An 18,016-nucleotide genomic window follows, 5' to 3' on the forward strand; every position below is an offset into this window, starting at 1 on the left:
ATGGGCATCGCGCCTCATGCCGATAATATAGATGCCAGACGCGCGCGTTGTCTGGCATCTAACGTTGTCGCCGCAGAATAACCGCTATTTTGTTCGATCAAGGCATTTAACCCCACCAGCCAATCGTAAATATAAAACGCGGCGCCGTTGACCGGCGTTGCCGCCAAGTGTGTCAGGCGCGCTGTGTTGGCAACATCCGTCATCGCCGGTATCACAAAGATCGCTTGGCCGTGGTGAATACGGCTTGCGGGGCGTTGTGCCAGCGGCCGTTGCTGAAAGCCTAACCAGGCGACGAAATCGCCCAACACGCTGAGCGCCTGCGAAATCTGGCGTTCCTCTACTTCTTTTGCCGCACAGACGGCCTGTTGCAATTGCTGCGGCAGTTCCAGACGAAATGCCGCAGTAATCAACTCCTCGACCAGTAAATTCAGCGTGCTTTGATCAACGTCGATCAACTGAAGCAACGCGCTATGGTTGGCAAGAGTACGTAAATGCGCGATCCAGAACTGAAACACGGCGTGGGCAAAGTGGCTTTCACCGGTTGTGGTGCGTGAAACCGGCGTGTTTTCGCTCAGCAAATCTAACTCAATGCCAATGCTGAAGGTATCGGCATCTGGCTGAGGGGGGGGGACCGTGCGCTGGTGCACACGGCGCAACGCGTCACGGCTAGGCAACAGACGTTCCAGCAGTTCGCCGTGAACACCGGTTCTGGCCTGTAATGCTTTCAGTAAACGCTGCGCCGTTTGCTGTTTAAGCGCGGGTTCATCGACCGGATTCGGCTGATACCAGCCGATCATCAGCGTGTCGCTCAAATGGCGTTGCAACGCCTGCCACTGTCCTGCGAGGCGCTGGCGCTGTGCCGCCCCATTTGCGTTCGCGGTCAGGTAAGCCAGCATCCGTTGAATATCTTGGTTATCGATGGCTAATAACGCTCCCCATTCAATCCCCGGCGTGCCAACGTAACGCTGTACCGCCTCATCCCATGATTGATTAACGCTTGCGTGACGATCGGCGGTTAACAGCCAAATCAAATCGGGTTTGTCTGCGTCACTTCGCGGCAATTGCGCCCCCCGTTGGCATTGCAGCCAGTAGGTCAACGCCTTGCCGACGCGAACGATATCTTGCTGCTGTTTGACCGCCGCGTTAACCAGCAGACGTTGTGGCTGGCGACGCGCGCTGTACTCGTCCAACAGACAGGCACGTTTGGCTTGCAACACCCGCATAATAAGATTGTCATGGTCATTGCCGCTAACGTCAGCAGGAATATCTAACAACTCAATCGGTTCATTAAACGGGCTGGCGTGGGGGCACTGCGTCAAACAGACTTCTGTCGCCAACAACGCCAGTTCTGCACCAGAAAAATCGCATTGCTGGTGATGGCGTTCATTCAACAGTTGCAGTTGTACATCAGTGTCCGTTGGCAGGTTAAGGTGCAGTGCCAGGCTCCCGTCGATCAGCCCGTTAAGGTGGCACAATTCATCAGCAGGCAGGTAGCATTGCGGCGTATCGCCAAAATGCCGTAATGCATGCGCCAATTGACGATATAGCGCGGTGAATTCGGCTTGTTCATTCCACAAGGGCGAAAAGAGCTGCGCACGTTGATCGATGTTGAGATAGGGCGCGAGTTCGGCCGCGGTGAACCAAAATGCTGCGGCATCATCGGTATGGGGTTGATAACGCGCCAGCGTATCCCACAGTGCCATCACCTGTTCGGCGCACATTCCTGCAATGATCTCGGTTTGACGCTGGCGCATCAGCGTAACCCGCTGCGCATTCAGCCGCGTGTCATCGATGGGAGGCTTCCCGGCAGTGTTAAATAACAACCTGATGAGATCGGATTCAGTTAACAGCGTGATGCACGGTGCAGTGGCGGCGGCAGCGGGGCGATAACGGATTGCGAGTATTGCGTTATCGACCGTCAGCGGCTGATGGCCGAATAAGGTAACAAGCTGTGTTTTTACCGCTAAAGCATGGCCGTAAAGACCGATGCTGAAAGGCTCCGATGCTGCGTGAGTCAGGCGATGAGCGGTGATCTTACAGCGTTGTAACTCCCGATGTAGGCGTTCGGCTTCCCGTTCCAGCCGCGTTGAGCACTGCCGCGCCTCTGCCAGCCACTCAACCGTGTTATTGATAGCGTGCGTGATACGTTGCGCCTGTTGTGACAAGGCGCTGTCAGTTAATGCATTCATTTGCTGAATACGCTCCCACTGTCGATCCAATAATGTGTGGCACCGTCACCTCCGGCAGCCAGCGTATTCAGTTTGAGCTGTAACTGCTCCACAGGAACGGGCGAGCCGTCGGCCAATGTGGCGGCGGCCAGTTCAAACCGCTCACCCTCAACTACCCGCAGTTGAACGTGTAAAATACCGTCGCTCGCCAGGCTGCGTGCCAATTGCGCATCATGAATCGTTAGCGTGTAGAGCGGTGTTGCTGGCCAGCGCTCATTATCGAGCTGGCGGAAACCCAGCCGCAGCGGGCCACGCAGCGGGAATGTTGCGCCATCAAGCGTGAATTCGGGCCGGTCAAGATCGATATCGCGGTAATAAACGTTATCGGCACTCAGCGTCTGTTGCGCATCAAGCATGCCAAGATAGCGAATAGTGGAATAGGGTTGGAAATCCCCGGCCTTGAAATAAAAGCTTCCTAATCGCAAGTTGAGCGCTAGCAGACACAGCATGGCTCCGACTGCCGCGGTAGATTTGGGATTCTCGATACGACCGTCGCTCTGGAAAGGATACCATCGACTAGTGTGATACCCGGCTAACGCGACGATGCGATTAGCGGGCAGCGGTTGTAAATGGCGTAGCAACGCCTGTACGCCGGGTAGGCGACTGGGGCGTCCGGTCAGTAACAGCACATCGCAGCTATAATGCGCCACCACTTCCGCTAGTGCGCGCAGGCACGAGGTGATGCGGATATGGCCGGTTAAAAACGCCGTGTGCAGATCGCTTAAGCGAAGCAACAGGGGCGTTTGCAGAATATCAAAGGTTGTGGCATCGGCTGGCAGTTCACGTTGAATTTCGCCGTTGATAAACGCCAACATGTCTGCCATTGGTGATTGTATCAATATCTCGCCAAACGTCGCCGCCAATTCAGCGTGGCTGTCGAGCGGGTCATAATGTTCGTACGCTTGCAAAATAGCGCGGCCAAGCGGGATAAACACTTGCAGGGCGGTCTGCTGACGGCGCGCAGAAAAACCGTCTAAGCTCCCCTGATTGCCAAACAGTCTGTCCATCAGTGCGGCGGGCTGGGTGATACCCGCCTGTTCCAACGCCTGTTGTACAGCGGGCAGCAGATAACGTTGGATCACGTCGAGTAGAATATCGTCACCTGCCATTTTAAACCCTTCACGGAACAACAAGTTAGGCAGAGTTTTTACGTTATGACCGATACCGTCGTCGAGTGAATATTGGGTAATCGATAAATCACTGGTTCCGCCGCCGATGTCAATCGACGCGATGCGTAATGCGCTGGCGTGCTGCTCAGCAGGGCGATCGGGCCGTGCCATGCTGGCAAAAAATGCCGCGCTGTGCCCCGCAAAATTCAGTTGGGTTTCATTGTATAAATACACCATTTGGCCACAGGTGGCTTCGTCCCACTCCATCTGTACCTGCGGTACGGGCCATATACCGGCATTTTTCTCGTCAGACGTTGTAAACGGAGCATCGCCCGGGTGCCATTCCTGCGCCTTCCAGACCAGACCAATCGCGTGTTCCATCCTGCGGCGAAACAGTTCGCGTTCCGGTTTGGGCATAGCGGACGGCAACGTTAGGATGATATGGCGTAACTGGCGCGGCGCATTGCTATTACCCGTATGGCGCGACGTTTATTTCGTGTGCCGATCGCCTTGGTGACGCTGGTTGATGGCAATCGACAATGGTTTAAAGCCAATTGTGGGCTGGCGGCGCAAGAAACTCCGCGCGACATTTCATTCTGTGGTCATGCGATCTTGGGTGATGAAATTTTGATGATCCCCGATACGTTAGAAGATGCGCGTTTCGCTGATAATCCACTGGTAACACGTACACCCCATATACGCTTTTACGCCGGCTGCCCGCTGAGTTATGCCCGCGATATTAGATTGGGAACATTGTGTCTAATCGATGATAAACCCCGCTCTTTTGACGAAGACGATGCCAACACGCTTCGCGATCTGGCTGCGATGGTGGAAGATGAATTGCGGTCGTTTCAAGCTTCAACGACGGATGTTTTGACGGGCATTTCTAACCGCCGCGGGTTTCAGATCCTCGCGCAGTTCAGCTTGAATGATTGTTTGTACCATCAAACCAGCGCGAGTTTGGTATTTATTGACCTGGATAAATTCAAGCAGATTAATGATAACTATGGCCACAGTGCGGGTGATAGGGCTTTAGCCACATTTTCAGGTTTGTTGAAATCCGTTTTCAGCCACGTTGACGCTATTGCACGGCTTGGTGGCGATGAGTTTGTGGTGTTGACGACAGGGAAAAAACTGGCTGATACCGAGCGAGATATCAGCCGCTTACAACACCAGATAACAGCAATTAACGCTACGCGATCTGCCCCATATGAGCTGGTTTTTTCCTACGGTATTGTTGAGTTTGATCCGCAGCAACCTCAAAGTCTGGATGAATTGATCGCTGCGGGTGATGCCGTGATGTACCAACTAAAGAAGGCTAAAAGCGAGCGATAAGCTTTATTGTTACACCTGTAGTAAATAACTATCCGTGATTATGATCTCCAACTCAATTACCTTGAGTGATGTAATTGGACAAGGCGAAAATATCTGCCAACGTTAAAGGCGACGCTTTTGACTATACAGGATGATTATGAAACGAGATGTTATGCTCGCAGCCGGTGTGTTGTTGGCAACCACGGCGGCGTCTGCCGTCGATATACAACGCCAAGCCCCGGGCTTTTATCGGATGCCGTTGGGGAAATTGACGATCACGGCGATATCTGATGGCACGGTCACGTTACCGCTTGAGCAACTGTTGGTGCCCATCGATCCCGATAAGTTAACGCAACGGATGGCCGATGACGCCATGACGCCGCAGGCGGAAACCTCCATCAACACCTTTGTCATTGACGATGGCAAGCAACGGGTCTTGGTGGATACCGGTGCCGGGAAATTGTTCGGTCAGCATGGCGGTCATTTATTGGAAAATCTTAAGGCCGCTGGTTATCCGGCAGGCAGTATCAATGCGGTATTGTTAACGCATGTGCACGGCGACCATTCGGGCGGTGTTGTGAAGAACGGTAAACCGACGTTCCCCAATGCTGTGGTGTATGTCGATAAGCACGACCCACAATTTTGGCTGAATAACGACAATCAGAATAAGGTCGAAGTGGGGCAGCGCCACACTTTTAAAGAGTCGGCCGACGCGCTAAACCCGCTGATCGCGGCAGGTAAACTCAAAACCTTTACGGCTCCAACAACCTTACCCTTAGGCATTCAGGCGCAGGCTGCGTACGGTCATACGCCGGGCAGTGTAACTTATCGGATAACGAGCCAAGGGCAAACGCTGATGCTGTGGGGGGATATTATTCATGCTAAAGCGGTGCAAATGCCGGAACCAGCAGTCGCGATTCATTTTGATGTTGACCGTCCACAGGCAGTCGCCACGCGAGAACGCATTTTGGCGCAGGCAACCAAAGAAGGTTTCTGGGTTGCGGCGGCGCATATCTCGTTTCCGGGGCTTGGCCATGTAAAAGCGCAAGAGCAGGGTTATCGGTGGGTGCCGGCTAACTACACGACGCAGCTTAGCCAATAAATTAATGACGAAATCATGCTCGTTACCGCAGGGCCGAATGTGATTTGGCCCGCATTTCATCGCATTCGTCACATATTATTCTCGGTCTTTAAAATCAATGAAAACGTTAATTACGTTAAAACCAGACATGGTATTTGGCAGCGTTGCTTATTGGTAATAATGGATTGCATACATAATTAAGTCTATTCTTAAAATAACACCACCACTTTCCTGCGCCATACGTTTAATTTTGAATCGCAAGGAATATTCTCACAAAAGAAAACTTCAACCGTTATCATTTAATTTCGACATCAATCTATAAAATGCGTTTGAAAAAGCAAAAGGCACTGGTATAGTGGCGTTTATCAGATTAATAGCGCTGAACTGATCATTGCACTCTTTTTTGCGTTATAGTTTATTGATTGTTTGAAATAATTTGCGCTAACATTCCCTTTTGTAGAAAACAGACTCGCTCTTATTGATTTTAAAACTTCGTGCTGACTGCCTATGGCTTATTGCTAATTTTAGTGTGAGATAATCATCACATTATCCCTTGAGCAGGGGATGGATTTAATGACTAAGGATGAAGTCAGTATGAATCTTGGTGTGGATATTATTGAAATAGATCGCGTTGCCACGGCATTATCCCGCAGCGGGGATAAACTATTGCAGCGCCTTTTGACTGAACATGAGCAGTTAACGGTGGGTGATATCAGCGAAAACTGCGAGCGTGTTGCAGGCTTTTGGGCGGCGAAAGAGGCCGCCGTCAAGGCGCTTGGCACCGGCTTCCGCTTTGGTATTTCCTTCCATGACATCGAAATCAGGCACGACGAATTGGGGCGTCCTTATTATTTCTTTGACGGTGAATTCGCCAAATTAATGCAGCAACATAATCTGACCCAAGCAACGCTGAGTATTTCACATTGCAAGTCGCATGCTATTGCTGCTGCGGCATTCAGTTGATTGTTATTATAAAGGAATATGTATGTCAATGTATCCTGATCTTGACGGGAAGAATGTGCTTGTAACCGGTGCAAGCGGCGATATTGGTTTGGCTATTTGCGAGAAGTATCTTAACCAAAAATCTGAGGTTTATGCTATATATCAGCATGACACTAGTGGGTTGAATAAATTAAAGCAAAACCATTCACGGGGTGAGCATTTGCATATTCGGCAATGTGATGTTGCCGATATTGATTCCGTGTCGAAATTAGCCGACCAATTAGAGAAAGAAGCACATGCTATTCATGTTCTGATTAATAACGCTGGCATATATAAAGATAATTTATTCTCGGCATTAAGTTATGAGGAATTTGATCAGGTAATTAAAGTCAATCTTTATGGCACGTTTACCATGACCAAACAGTTCCTACGTTTATTACGTCACGCTCGTAATTCCACCGTGGTCAATATTTCCTCAGTTTCAGGTGTCACGTCTAGTTTTGGGCAAACGAATTACAGTGCCGCTAAGGCCGGCATTATCGGTTTTACGCGTACGCTGGCGGCAGAAATGGCCTCGAAAGGTATCCGGGTAAATGCGGTGGCACCCGGCATGATCGAATCGCGTATGGTTAAAAAAGTACCGCGCCAAATTGTGCGCACCGTGATGTCCGCCATCCCGCTCAAGCGTCTCGGTCAGGTCGACGAGATAGCCAACGTGGTGGCCTTCTTAAGTTCAGACGCTTCCAGCTACGTCGTCGGTCAGACCCTGATCGCAGATGGTGGTTTGGTGATGCGTTAATTCGACAGGAAAGTTGAATGGCTAACTATAACAAAAGCCTGGTCACTTCTTCAGTATTGCTGCGGATGGGAGCCTGGCGAGCGCCTATTTTCATGGTAGATCGCATTGTAGATTTTACGCCCGGAGAAAAAGGCTCAATTACGGTGATCAAACACGTCACCTTTAATGAGCCCTATATTCCCGGCCATTTCCCTGACAATCCGGTGATGCCGGGCGTCTTGATCACCGAGATCTTTGGTCAGGCCAGCGAGTATTTCAGTCTGCTGTGTGATTACTGCGATCGCCATGAACGTGACACCGGCGTCACACTGAAAAAATTCGATGAGGTTTCCCGTTCGTTGAGCACCGCGGAAGGGGTCGATCGCGTCGTCGCGGAACGCTACCGCATTATCGGGTTCCTCGCTTCGCAAGACGTGAAATACCGTCATGTGGTCAATCCGGGTGACACCATTGAGGTGCACAGCCGTTTAGCCTTTGCCGATGTTAACGGTTTCCACCACTACGAAGTAGAGGCTCGCGTAGGGCGTCATATCGCGTGCGCCGGGCGCATCGTCAATTTCCGAATTGATCGCAGTATCGCAGAAAGTAAAGGCATACAGATTAACTAACAGGGAGAAGTGCCACCATGAATAGCAATGGGCTTAACGCCACGATCGAGCAGCGTAAACAGGTGCTTGAGCAAATAAAAACGGGTTTGATTGAGCGACTGAATTTGTATCAGAACGTCAAGCAGATTGACGACGATACACCGTTGTTTGGTAGTGGATTAAAGCTGGATTCCGTCGACGCGACTGAGGTGATCGTATTGCTGGATGAAACCTTTGGTATCCGGGTGAATGAGGGCGATGACCCTTCTTACATGCGCAGTGTGAACACGCTCGCTTCCTTTGTAGTCGGCAAGCAGGCAGAAATGGCGGCAACCAACGCAGCAACAGCAAAAGAGGTGAACAAGGCATGAAACTGACCGACATTCATCAGCAACACGGCGCAATCATGGGTGAACGTAACGGCGTCGCCGTACCCCTTCGCTATTCCGGTGCTGAAGCGGAACACACTGCGGTACGTAAAAATATCCTACTCACCGATTATTCACACTTTGGTATTGCCAGCATCAGCGGCGATAGCGCGTGGGCGTTGCTTAACCGGGTAGTATCTGGCGATGTATCGTCAATTCGTGACGAACAGGCCATGTACAGCTTGATCCTCGATGAGGACGGCCAGATCGTCACCGATCTGTATATCGCCTGTGACGATGAACGTTTCTTGCTGATCTCCGAATGGATGACGGGCGAAGCGTTGTGCGAACGGCTACGTGCCCAATTGGCTGGCAACGAAGAAGAGTTTGACGAAATCGACGCCATTGAATCCTTGACGCCGGAATGGGGCGTACTTCACGTCGAAGGCCCGTATGCCTGGGAGTTGTTGGCTGAATTATACGGCATGGATGTCATTGGCCTGCCGTTCCAGGAACACATGCACGTTGATGAGCTTATCTTACTGCGCAGCGGCAAACATGGTGAATATTCTTACAAACTGATGGGGCCACGAGATGACTTGGCAGAGGTTTGGCATCAATTGGTGGAAGCGGGCGAAAAATTCGACTTGCGCACTGGGGGGCTGGATTACCAACGGCAGGTGCGGTTGGAGAACCCGTGCTGGGAACCGGAGATGTTCAACGCGTACAGCACTTGCCCAATCGAACTGCAAATGCAGTGGACAGTGCGCTACGACAAGGAACAATTCGCCGGCCAGGAGGCAATGGTAAATCGTGTCGAACAGGGCGTAACCCAGCGCGCGGTTGGCATGACGTTAGCAGGTAAGCCTGCGCAGATCCCACAACGTGGCGATAAGGTGACGTTTAACGGTGAGTGCATCGGTGAGGTGATTACCTGTGGTTACTCCGAGGATCTCGATGCCTGCATTGGTCGGTTGATGCTGCAAGACGCTTATGCCTGGTCGGATCTGGATGCGTATCAGGTAGAAACCTGCGACGGTGCAGTGGCCGTTACCACGGCGGCAGTTCCGTTTGCCCGTAACTACAGCTTCTTGGTGAACCCATCAGAACATAGTTACGTTGACAGTACGCGCCCACGCGATCTGTTGCAGCAGTTCGAATGGCAAAAAATTAAAGAAGAGAAAGAAGCCGCAGAGAAAGCGGCAAAAGAGAAAGCAGAGCAGGACGCGGCCAATAACGCCCCGCAAGCCTGATGCCTCAACGCGCCATGCTGCTGCATGGCGCGTTTAATACTGGTTCGCCGACACGGAAGACACTATGACAGTTACTCGCAAACGAGTGGTGATTACCGGGATGGGTCACCTCTCTTCCATCGCCTCCAATGTGCCTGAGTTCAAACAGGCGCTGTTCAATAAAACGTGTGGCATCAAGCCGAGCGAGAAATATCTCGAATGGTTTGAAGACGCCAACGCCTCAGAGGTGTTGCAGCCGTTAAGCTGGCCGAATCTGACAGATGAGATGGTCGCCACCTTGGATAACGCTGCGCTATGGGCTTATAAAGTTGGCCATGAAGCGCTGGAACAAGGGCAACTGCCGCCAGGCGAACTGCGTGACCGTACGGCGTTGATCATCGGCGTTTCCTCCGCCGGTACAGAGGCATTCATTCCGTTATTCGAACATCGTATGGAAGCCTTTTCGCTGAAGAAGGCGATTATCTCCGGTAGCTTTGCATCATGCAGTGCCATTGTTTCCTCCCTGTTAGGGCTGAAAGGGGGGTTTGAGCTGGTGGCAACCGCCTGCACCGCGAGTACCAACGCGATGGGCATTGGTTATGACCAGATTCAGAATGGTAAAAACTCGACGGTGCTGGTGGTAGGAACCGAACCTATCTACCTGCCGACCTTTGCTGGCTTCTACGCGCTGCATGCCATGAAACGCACGCCGTCCAGCCCATTCTCTGGTTCTCCGGGGATGTCGATTGGTGAAGGGGCCGGCGCGCTGTTGCTGGAAGAGTATGAGCATGCCGTCGCACGTGGCGCGACAATTTATGGCGAGATGGTGTCCTACGCGACCTCGTGCGATGCCTACCATGAAACTGCACCGGATCCGCGCGGAGAGGGCGCGGTACAGGTCATGCGCCATGCACTACACAATGCCGATATCACACCGCAGGATATTGGTTACATCAACGCGCACGGTACCGGCACAGAAGCGAATGACCGTTGCGAAACGTTGGCGATGAAGAAAGTGTTCCCGAATATCATGGATATTCCGGTCAGTTCAACCAAAGCCTACGTGGGTCACAATATCGGTTCTGCGGGGATCATCGAGCTGATTGCCTGCTTCCTGACGTTGCCAGAAAATAAGATCCTGCCAACGCTGAACTTCACGACACCGCGGCCGAACTGCGATCTAAATTACGTGCCGAATGATTTCCAGGACGGCGAGGTCAAGTTGTTTATGAAGAACAACTATGCCTTTGGTGGTAACAACTGCTGTGTGATTGCCAGTGTCAAAGCAGAGCAAAGTCCACCAAGCCTCTATCAGCCTAAGCGCGTAGCGATCACCGGGATGGGCGCGGTGACGGCCGTGGGTCATACCTTGCATACGATGCTGGAACGTATGTGGAACCACCAGCCGCTGGAAAACCTCCATCAGGTGACGCTGGATGAAACCACCCGGCAGGAGTTTAGCGATATTCTCGGCTCGTTGAATAAAAGTAACGAGACACGTGACTTCTTGCGCCATCGCCTGGGTGATACCGATATTGACGCCGAATTGGATAAGTCGGCGGGCATTCATAAGATACTCGATCTGGATCCGCGTAAAACGCTGCGCCGCTTTGATCCCCGTAAGGCGAACGTCATCAGTACCTTCGCACTGTTGGCGATGACGCAGGCAATGAATGACGCAGGGCGGAAAATCAAGCGTGACGGCCAGACGCTAGGGATGATCCTGGGTATGTCGAAAGGGCCACAAGCCACCGTCGACCGCTATTTGCAAAGTCTGTTCCCAGATCCAACTAAAGTACGTACCTCCGAGTTCCCAGGCTCGCTGATGAACGCCATATCCACCTTCTGTTCAATCTCTGAAGGTATCAAAGGCTATAACACCTCGCTGGCAACCGGTATTAACGCGGGGCTTGGCGCGCTCACTTATGGCTATGAAATCGTTCGCCAGTCTCTGCAGCCGCAAATGATCGTCGGCGGTGCGGATGAAAACATGAGTACGTTTGCCGCCTATCTACAGGCGCTAAGCGGCGAATTACAACTGACGTGCGATCCCGCAGGTTATCAGATTTACAGTGAAAACCCACGTGGCTATGTACCCGGTGAAGGGGCGGGGATGCTGTTGCTTGAAGATATGCAACATGCTCAAGACCGCGGTGCGCCGATCCATGCCGAAGTTATCGGCTACGGCAAAGCTAACGACGGTTGTTTCTTCAAACCAGAAGATATTGCTGAGCGCGCGGCATCGATGGCGACAGCGATCGCACAAGCGTTGCAGGAAGCGGGTCTGGCGGCAGATGAATTGGACTTGGTATGTGGCACCAGCGACGGCACACCGTTGCGCAGCGCCATCGAGCTGGAAGCAATGCGGTCTGCATTTGGCGAAGCGCGGCGTTCCTTGCCATTTGTCAACTATAACGGTTGGTTCGGTCTGGTGGAGTCAAGTATCGGTATTCTGAACATCGCGGTAGTGACTGAAATCATGAAACGCGGTGAAATCTTGCCGATCCCGTATACGCAGCAGTTTTGTGCCGACGATATTAATTTCGTTACTACGCCGCTACGCAAAGACGTACGCACGGCTCTGGTACTGGGTTCAACCGAAGGTGGCAACCATTATGCCATCGTGTTGAGGAACGTAGCGTGAGCCAGCGGGTCATCGCCAGCGGTTGGGGGCAGGTCAGCCCGCTGGCCGCTGATTTTCCTACGCTGACTGCCGCCATTGCCGAGGGGAAAATGGTGGCCGGGCAGCCGTGGTTTGATAACGAAAGATCCTGGCGTGACCTGCGGTTAAACGAAAATCCACACTTCGTACCGGAGGCATCGTCAAGCTTACCGCCTTTCCAACGCGTGCAACCGGTCATTGCCGAAGCACTGGCGATGGCCAGTTTGCCGTCCAGCGCCTTGCAGGGGCAACGAGTACGCGTTTATGTCGCGGGGAACGGGGTGCGGCCGGATATCGGCGATTTCGCCGGTTATCAGGATCGTAATGATGCTGAAGATCTGTTGTTCTTTCCCGCGATCAAACGGTTACATGCCGACAGCTACGGTCAGGATCGCTTTTCACATCAACTCGTCGAGCAGTTTGGCCTTTGTTGGCCACCCACGAGCATTTACAGCGCCAGTAATTCGGCGCTGACAGCCTTACATTTAGCGCAGGCAACCATTGCTGCCGGGCAGGCAGATTTGGTGCTGCTGGTCGGTTGGATGGAAGTCATGTTGCAGGATGTGGTGTTTATGGGGGGGCAAGGCATGCTTGGTGCTGGTCGGGCGCAGCCGTTCAGTAACCATGATACCAGCGTGTTGTTAGCTAATGGCGCGGTGGCGCTGGTGTTGGAAAGTGAATCTCACGCGCGCCAGCGTGGGTTCACACCGTCCATTGCTATCGACAGCTCTGTGTGCTGCCAGAGCAGCGGTGGTCGGGGTAGCAGTTCCTTTACCGCCGACTTTCGCACCATTGCGCAAACGCTGGAAAGCGCATTGCTGGCGGCTGAGGTGTCCCCGCAAGACATCGCCTGCACCATCCCCCATGCTAACGGCATCGTTGCCGGTGACAAAGCGGAAGCCATGGCATTGCAGAAAGTATGGGGTAAACGGGGCGTGCCGGTGGTCAGTTACAAAGGCCAAGTGGGTTACCTCACCACCTGCAGTGGCGCGCTTGATTTCATGCTGGCTGCGGATGCATTACAACAACGCCGCCTGTTGGCCGTTACCACACGTAGCCCGATCGATGAGGGGTTGCAAGTGGCCGTACATGCCGATAGCGCACCGTTGCCGTTAGAAAAACAGCACATTCTTAAATTTGGCATCGGGCTGGATGGCTCGGTGATCGCGATGGTGGTTTCCGCCTGTCAGGAGGACACGGATGAATCCAAGTGATCGGCTTATTCCTGCCGACGCCATTAATCTCGTCGGGTTCGCGTTGTTAGAGCCAAAAGCGCCGATGCGGCGATTTATGCCGAGTTGGTTCAACGTCTGGGAAGCGTCACAGCATAAGAAAGCCAATGTGCGTGCGGGCAGCCGCCAATGGTTATTCCGACGTTTTGGTGTGGACGACGCCATGCTATCGACAGAGGCGTTACGCAAAGCGAATTACCGTGATTGGCTGAACGGTCTGAGCGCCGCCTGTACGCAGGCCGTCGCCCAGCTCGGCGCTAAAGGCGAGTTCCGTCTGCGGCATGAACGTAATGCGTTGCTTTACGTCGATTCGTGGGGCGAAATCTCGGTGTTTGAAGGGGTTAACAGTTGGCGCGATACCCTGAGCGTCGACATTCTGCCAAAGAATATCGTTCGTGATTACGGCATCCACGGTTTTACCTGCAAACTGCGTGGTGAACGCAATGGCTTGATGACCGCGATTCGGGTTGCGCAGGACTGCCTCAATGGTGGCATGGCCGATAACGTCATCATTTGCGCTCAGTTCCGCAGCATTCCCGTGCTGACATTTTCAGAAACCCCACGATTTACTCGCGCTCGTGGCAGTGCACCGTCGAACAGCCAAGTCAGCGTTGAGCGTGTGGGTTGCATGATTTTGAAAAAAGCGCCGGGGCGCGGCATTACGCTGCACCTCAGCGATTACCTGCGTCTGCCATCGTCGCTGCGCCAAGGTGCAAAATTATTGGCCGATCGCTGGCAGCAGCACATGGGAGCTAATACGCGCGAAGTCTTGAGCGTCACGCCGCCCGCAATGGCGCTACGCCAACTGCAGCAGCAAGCCTTCACGCATTTACCCGTCACATTGGCGCAACAATCGTTGAGTGAAATTTACGGTGACAGCGGCTGCATGAATCCGGCACTGGCCTGGCGCTATCTGCAACAGTCAGCACCGCAGGCCGGGCATCGCTTGCTCAATGTGTTGGATGGGCAGGGCGGCGCATGGCTGCTGGAGAATTGGCTCACGGAGGTGCCACCATGCTAAAACGCTTCGCCCTAGCGTGTGCCGTGGCACTGACATTATCCGTACAAGCGTCGCCCGCGGTACCTATGCGTGATTATCTGGCGGTATACCAGATCTTACCGCTCAAGAGCGACAAGCCGATTGGTGAATATCGCATCAGCCAGCGCTGGTTGCCGGAACGGCTCGTGTATCAACAGCGTGCCAGCATCAATTTCAGTTGGCAGATTCTGCTCAGTACGCACCAGTACCACTATCGTGATGAAGTGCTTTATGGCCTCGATAACAGTCTCAGTTATCACATTAGTGAAAACAACGATGGCAAAGTACGCCTCGTCGACGGCACGCTGCGCCCAAGTGATTATGCGGTGACCATCGATTCGCAAACCGACGGTCACGCGCAGACGATAGCGGTGGAAAAAAGTGCTTTCGACTTGTCGCTGTTTGCCTTGCGCTTCCCGACGCCATGTACGGCTGAGCAAATCGGTAGTCGCCCGCGTGTGCGTTGGTTGATCCCGGTCAGCGGTGAAGTGGGGATCAGCAACAGTCACTACGTTGGCTTCGGTGACTTGCTGTTACCCAACAGCACCACGCCACTTAAAGATTTATGCCAAATCGTCAGCACCGGCAACCGTAAAGAAATGAATCGCCGCGCGTGGATCAACCGCGACGGCTATCTGGTGTACGAAATTTCTGCGGATTATCGCTTACGGCTGGTGCCGGAGGCGTCCCGCTTACCGTCCAACGTTCAGGAAAAAAGACCATGACTTTGCATGCCGCGCAACCCTTGCCCGTTGTGTCCCTGCAACAGGCCAGCAAACGTTTCGGTAAAGGCCCCGGCGCCATCACTGCGCTGGGGGCGATCACCGCTGATATTCACGATGGCGAATTTATCGCACTGTGCGGTCCATCAGGTAGCGGTAAAAGTACGCTGTTAAACCTGATGGCGGGTATCGATTACCCCACCGGCGGCCACATCTATCTGCTTGGTAACGATTTATCCACGCTAAATGATAAGCAGACTGCGCGCTTGCGTGCTGACGCTATTGGCTTCGTGTTTCAGTTTTTCAATCTGTTACCGGTGCTGAGCGTGTTTGACAATGTTTATTATCCCTTGATGCTCAATGGTTTTAGCCGTCGGGTGGCACAGGATCAAGTGATGGACATGATTGAGAAGGTCGGGCTGAGTGCGCATTACAAGCGCCCACCCGGTGAGCTTTCCGGCGGGCAACAGCAGCGAGTGGCCATTGCCCGTGCGTTGGTGAAGCGTCCCCGCTTGATTGTGGCCGATGAGCCGACCGGGAACCTCGATACGCGCACCGGCCAGGAGATCGTCGATCTGCTGCTTACCATGAATCAGGAATTGAAAACCACATTTGTGATTTCCACTCACTCGTTGCAACTGCGCGACCGGGCACGCCGAGTATTAGAAATTGAAGACGGGGAGCTGAAAAATGATTTTCTCAACCTTTAAACGCCTTGGCATCGTGGCAGCGCTATGCTGCGTCTTCAATGCACAAGCTACGACGCCGGAACAGGCACCACAGCCAGCCCCGCGTAATTCGCAATTGCAGACGATTTTATCGATCACCACCAAAGCACCGATTGGCGAACTGAATAGCGCTACGGCGCAATTGAAAAGCCTGTTCGAACAGTATCCCGACTATCGCGTCGCCAAAATGTTCTATGGCTACGGACAACTGTTCATCGCGACTGATTTTTTAGCGAAAAAGAACTATTTACGCGCCGCTGAAGCGTCAAAGTTGGGGTTCTTTTATATCGATGAAGCGGCGGAAACCGACGAAAAAGATTGGCGAATGCGTTATCTGCGCGCACGTATGGACGCGTTTGTGCCCGCCACTAATGGCCGTTGCGTGGTCGCGCTGAAAGACACCACCTATCTGCAACAAGATGCACAAGTGCCTACCGCGTTGCAGCCGATGATTATGTTGATGTCGGCACGGGCGTTGGCCACCTGTCAAAAAAAACCGGAGGCAGAAGCCGCCTGGGCAACGTTGAAAAAACAGGGGGATGAAGGCCAACGTTTGGCACAGCTACGTGATAAACCTGCACCAGAATGGTCGGCGGAAGAGTTAAGCAATCTGATACACCCGCTGGCGGAGGCACCGCTATGATGAATATTCTGTTTTGGATTTCTAATGCCATCATCGTCTACGCATTGTTGGTAGTTTTGGTGACGGCGTTAAGTAAACCTACCGACATTCGCTATACCTTCCTTAACCTGTTCCGCCAACGGCGGCGTTCTGGCGTAACGTTGTTGGCGATCACGCTGGGTGGTGTCGCGGTGTTTATCTTCGGTGGTTTTGTTGATTACTCATTCTGGGCGATGCGAGAACAGACCATTCGTACCAACCTCGGGCACATCCAGCTGTATGAAAAAGGATATTTAACCAGCGGTGCCAATAATTCGTTGCAATACACCATCAATAATTATGATGAAGTGAAACGTATTCTGTTGGCCGATGAAGAGATTGCACCAAAGATCACCACCATTACCGGGCAACTGGCGTTTTCCGGCATTATTTCGCAGTACGATACTGGCTCGTCGACCTTCTTTACCGGTGTCGGTATTGAGCCGGAAACGTCATTGGTCTTAGGGTCACTCGATCGAATTATTTCCGGCAGCGATCTGTCGCGGGTTGAACAGCAGAGCATCACCATTGGCTCTGGTATTGCTAATGCGCTGTCTGCCGGTTATGACGATTGGGTCGATATGCTGGTGGTAAACCCGGAAGGGGGACAAAACGCGATTTCCTCACAGGTGCGTGGCGTCTTCCAGTCCGGTATCAAGGAGTATGATGACACGGCGATAAAATTGCCTTTGAAAACCGCCCAGCGTTTGCTGCAAACCAACGACGTCAGCAAGATTATCATTATGTTGCAAGACACCGAGCAGACTAATGCCGTGTTGGCGCACATTAACCAGTTAATTAAGCAACACAATTTGCCATTAGAAGCGCGTTCCTGGGACGATCTGGCTATTTTCTATCATCAGGTTGTGAACCTGTTTGAAGGTATTTTCCTGTTTATCAAGTCCATTGTTAGCGTGATCGTGGTGTTCATGATCGGCAATACGCTGATGATGAACGTGGTGGAGCGCACGCGTGAAATTGCCACGTTACGCGCATTAGGGTTAAGCCAATCCTATATTGGCCGCCTGTTTATCTTAGAAGGCATCATTATCGGCATGATTGGTTCGGTACTCAGCATCAGTTTCGGCATGTTGATCGCCGCCATTATCAATATCAATGGTATACCCATGCCGCCGTCACCGGGTTATACCCAAGGCTATTTGGCATTCGTCATGTGGGATAAAGACATTAATTTGTTCTGGTTCTCTTGCGCATTGCCGTTGGTGACAGCGTTGATTGCTTCAATTATTCCAGCGCGTCGCGCTTCAAAATTGGTTATCGCAGAAGCATTCCGCTTCGTTTAATACTTCAG

15 protein-coding genes and 1 pseudogene are annotated in these 18,016 nt (G+C 52.5%); 14 read left to right on the plus strand and 2 right to left on the minus strand.

The window, feature by feature from the left end; genetic code table 11:
- Positions 1-14: 14 nt before the first annotated feature.
- Both ACQKDS_RS08175 and ACQKDS_RS08180 read right to left on the minus strand, forming a co-directional pair.
- Complete coding sequence (locus ACQKDS_RS08175) at positions 15-2,189, minus strand: virulence factor SrfC family protein (RefSeq protein ID WP_399668224.1); 2,175 nt, start codon at positions 2,187-2,189, stop codon at positions 15-17.
- Positions 2,186-3,808: pseudogene (locus tag ACQKDS_RS08180) on the minus strand (virulence factor SrfB); the annotation flags it as partial. The pseudogene ACQKDS_RS08180 and the gene ACQKDS_RS08175, both read right to left, overlap by 4 nt.
- Before the next feature lie 6 nt (positions 3,809-3,814).
- On the opposite strand from ACQKDS_RS08180, the gene ACQKDS_RS08185 reads away from it, so the two are divergent.
- From ACQKDS_RS08185 to ACQKDS_RS08250, 14 genes are all read left to right on the plus strand, one after another.
- Complete coding sequence (locus ACQKDS_RS08185; RefSeq protein ID WP_399668222.1) at positions 3,815-4,672, plus strand: sensor domain-containing diguanylate cyclase; 858 nt, start codon at positions 3,815-3,817, stop codon at positions 4,670-4,672.
- 136 nt (positions 4,673-4,808) lie between these two features.
- Positions 4,809-5,753 carry an MBL fold metallo-hydrolase gene (locus tag ACQKDS_RS08190; RefSeq protein ID WP_399668219.1) on the plus strand — a complete coding sequence of 315 codons (945 nt, stop codon included), beginning with the start codon at positions 4,809-4,811 and terminating at the stop codon, positions 5,751-5,753.
- A 552-nt stretch (positions 5,754-6,305) separates the two neighbouring features.
- Positions 6,306-6,695 carry a holo-ACP synthase gene (acpS, locus tag ACQKDS_RS08195; RefSeq protein WP_399668216.1) on the plus strand — a complete coding sequence of 130 codons (390 nt, stop codon included), beginning with the start codon at positions 6,306-6,308 and terminating at the stop codon, positions 6,693-6,695.
- Positions 6,696-6,717: 22 nt separating this feature from the next.
- Positions 6,718-7,473: a 3-oxoacyl-ACP reductase FabG gene (fabG, locus tag ACQKDS_RS08200; protein WP_399668213.1), complete on the plus strand. Its 756-nt coding sequence runs from the start codon at positions 6,718-6,720 to the stop codon at positions 7,471-7,473.
- Positions 7,474-7,490: 17 nt separating this feature from the next.
- Entirely contained in the window at positions 7,491-8,081 is a 591-nt protein-coding gene (locus tag ACQKDS_RS08205) for a 3-hydroxyacyl-ACP dehydratase FabZ family protein (RefSeq protein WP_399668211.1), read from the plus strand.
- Positions 8,082-8,098: 17 nt separating this feature from the next.
- Complete coding sequence (locus ACQKDS_RS08210; RefSeq protein ID WP_399668208.1) at positions 8,099-8,431, plus strand: acyl carrier protein; 333 nt, start codon at positions 8,099-8,101, stop codon at positions 8,429-8,431.
- The gene (locus ACQKDS_RS08215; protein ID WP_399668205.1) at positions 8,428-9,681 is read left to right on the plus strand and encodes an aminomethyltransferase family protein; all 1,254 of its coding nucleotides are present in this window, start codon (positions 8,428-8,430) and stop codon (positions 9,679-9,681) included. The genes ACQKDS_RS08210 and ACQKDS_RS08215 overlap by 4 nt, the downstream gene beginning before the upstream one ends.
- Before the next feature lie 64 nt (positions 9,682-9,745).
- Complete coding sequence (locus ACQKDS_RS08220) at positions 9,746-12,304, plus strand: beta-ketoacyl synthase N-terminal-like domain-containing protein (RefSeq protein WP_399668202.1); 2,559 nt, start codon at positions 9,746-9,748, stop codon at positions 12,302-12,304.
- Positions 12,301-13,536, plus strand: a complete 1,236-nt coding sequence (locus tag ACQKDS_RS08225) for a beta-ketoacyl synthase N-terminal-like domain-containing protein (RefSeq protein WP_399668199.1) — start codon at positions 12,301-12,303, stop codon at positions 13,534-13,536. Before ACQKDS_RS08220 ends, ACQKDS_RS08225 begins: the two co-directional genes overlap by 4 nt.
- Positions 13,523-14,575 (plus strand): hypothetical protein, encoded by a 1,053-nt coding sequence (locus ACQKDS_RS08230; protein WP_399668197.1) that lies wholly within the window; start codon positions 13,523-13,525, stop codon positions 14,573-14,575. Before ACQKDS_RS08225 ends, ACQKDS_RS08230 begins: the two co-directional genes overlap by 14 nt.
- Positions 14,569-15,318: a hypothetical protein gene (locus tag ACQKDS_RS08235; RefSeq protein WP_399668195.1), complete on the plus strand. Its 750-nt coding sequence runs from the start codon at positions 14,569-14,571 to the stop codon at positions 15,316-15,318. The genes ACQKDS_RS08230 and ACQKDS_RS08235 overlap by 7 nt, the downstream gene beginning before the upstream one ends.
- The gene (locus ACQKDS_RS08240; RefSeq protein WP_399668192.1) at positions 15,315-16,025 is read left to right on the plus strand and encodes an ABC transporter ATP-binding protein; all 711 of its coding nucleotides are present in this window, start codon (positions 15,315-15,317) and stop codon (positions 16,023-16,025) included. Before ACQKDS_RS08235 ends, ACQKDS_RS08240 begins: the two co-directional genes overlap by 4 nt.
- Positions 16,006-16,686: a hypothetical protein gene (locus ACQKDS_RS08245; RefSeq protein WP_399668189.1), complete on the plus strand. Its 681-nt coding sequence runs from the start codon at positions 16,006-16,008 to the stop codon at positions 16,684-16,686. The genes ACQKDS_RS08240 and ACQKDS_RS08245 overlap by 20 nt, the downstream gene beginning before the upstream one ends.
- Positions 16,683-18,008, plus strand: coding sequence for an ABC transporter permease (locus tag ACQKDS_RS08250; RefSeq protein ID WP_399668187.1), 1,326 nt, complete (start codon positions 16,683-16,685; stop codon positions 18,006-18,008). Before ACQKDS_RS08245 ends, ACQKDS_RS08250 begins: the two co-directional genes overlap by 4 nt.
- Positions 18,009-18,016: the final 8 nt, after the last annotated feature.

Origin of the sequence: Serratia sp. NPDC078593, assembly GCF_050268245.1 — a bacterium.
GTDB lineage: Bacteria > Pseudomonadota > Gammaproteobacteria > Enterobacterales > Enterobacteriaceae > JBNNGK01.